Genomic DNA, 1,980 nt, shown 5'->3' with positions numbered 1-1,980 from the left:
CGTCCGCCCCGGTGGGCGTCCTGCTCGTCCCCGGACGCCCGCACCTCGCACCCGGCGGCCGACCGTCGGCGCTGCTCGACTGGTGGGCGCGGGTCGACCTCGGCGTCCCCGGCCCGTCCGTGCCGCGTCCGGGCGACGTGGTCGCCGCCGCCGGCGGCGTACCGACCGTCCTCGTGGTCGGGTCGCCCGTCCTGCCGGCGGCCTGGTGGGACCAGCTGTCGACCGCCGCCCACGCCGCCCGCACGACGGTGGTGCGGGTGCCGTGACCGTCGTCGCCCCCCTCGCGTCCGCGCCCCTGCGGGCCGGCACCGCCGCGGCGGACGGGCTGGTGGTCCTGGCCGCCCTGCTGTCCGGCGTGGCGCCGCGCGCGGTGTGCGCCGGCCTGCTCGTCGTCCTGCTGCTCGGCCAGGTCCCGCCGGTCGCCGCCCGGCTGGCCCCGGTCGCCCGCCGGGTGGCGCCCCTGCTGCTGATCGCCGCCCTGCTGCTGGTCTGGCGGCTGCTCGGCGACGGCGCCGGCTCGTCGGCCGCCCTGGCGGTGCTCGCCTGCGTCACCGTGGTCGGGCACCACCTGAGCGTGCGCACCCACCGCGACGTGGTGGTCTCGGTCCTCGCGACGGGCGGCGCGACGGTGCTGGTGCTCAGCCAGGACGGGTCGTGGCTCGCCCGCCCCGCCGTCGCGGGGGCCTGGGTGGCCGCGGTGGTCGCCCTGGCGCTGCGCGTCAGCGAGGGCCGGGAGCCGGCCGACGTGCGCACCGCCGCGCGCACCGGCACCTGGCGGCAGCCGCTGCGGCGCACGCTGTGGCCGCTGGTCGCCTCGGTCGTCGCCGTGCTCGTGCTGGCGCTGCTGGGCGTGCAGCCGCCGTCGGGAGGCGGCGGGCGGAGCGGCGGCGAGGACGTCTCCGACGCCGTCGGCGGGTTCGGCGGGTCCGGGTCGGCGACGGGGGCCGCGTGGTCGCGGTCGCCGTCGACCTACTCGCTCGGCGTCGTCGACCTGCGCTCGCGGGGCGACCTCCCCCGCACGCCGGTGGCGCGGGTGCCGTCGTCCAGCGACCGGCTGTGGCGGGCGCAGGTGCTCGGTGGCTACGACGGCCTGCTCTGGTACGCCGTGCCGCTCGGGCCGGTCGACGGCGACCCGGTCGGCCTCGGCGACCGCGACCCCGCCGCGACCGCCGGGACGCTGCGCACCGACCACGTCGAGCTGCTCGCCGACCTCGGTGACGTCGCCCTCGTCCCCGGGCACGCGACCGACGTCCGTCCCCGCGACGGGGGGTGGGTGGGGACGGGGTACGGCCAGTCGGTGGGCACGTCCTCGCGCGACTACCAGGTCGACTCGTTCGCCGTCCCCGCCGCCACGGACGCCGGGCCTGCGGCCGGTGCGGGGCCGCTCCCCGGCGACCCGGACGGCGACCTCTGGACGACGCTGCCGCCGGCCACCACCGCCCGCACGTACGACCTCGCCGCGGAGCTGACCCGCGGGGCGCGGTCGCGTGCCGAGGCCGTCGCCGCCGTGGAGGCCTACCTGGGCGGCTTCACCTACGACCTCGACGCCCCGCTCCCCGCGGACGGCCAGGAGGCGGTCGACCACTTCCTGTTCGACTCGCGGACCGGCTGGTGCGAGCACTTCGCCGCGGCCGAGGTCGTGCTGCTGCGGGCGGTCGGCATCCCGGCGCGGATGGCGACCGGGTTCTCGGGCGGCGAGGACCAGGGCGACGGCACCCGCCTGGTGCGCGGCGACCGGGCGCACGCCTGGGTCGAGGTGTGGCAGCCGGGGACCGGCTGGGCCCCGTCCGACCCCACGCCCGCGGCCGACGGCGCCGGGACGCAGACCGGGTCCGCGCTCGGGCGGGCGCTCGACGACCGCGACCTGCGGGTGCTGCTCGCGGTCCTGCTCGTGGTCGGCTTCCTCGTGGCGGCCGCCGTCGCGGTCGCGGTGAGCGTGCGCCGGGGACGCCGGGCCCAGGTGGCCGTCGCGGCGCCGGC

Annotated in this window: 2 protein-coding genes; both read left to right on the top strand. The window is 79.9% G+C overall.

Translation table 11 applies throughout. The features are described from left to right. Positions 1-266, top strand: a 266-nt coding sequence (locus ACYVKY_RS15080) for a hypothetical protein (RefSeq protein ID WP_460435812.1), incomplete at its 5' end; no start/stop codon positions are given. Beyond that, positions 263-1,980: transglutaminase-like domain-containing protein (locus ACYVKY_RS15075; protein ID WP_460435811.1), on the top strand; the 1,718-nt coding region annotated here is incomplete at its 3' end. The genes ACYVKY_RS15080 and ACYVKY_RS15075, both read left to right, overlap by 4 nt.

Source organism: Angustibacter speluncae, assembly GCF_054777815.1.
The sequence above is the reverse complement of the archived record's forward strand: the minus strand, read 5'-3'. Positions and strand labels throughout refer to the sequence as shown.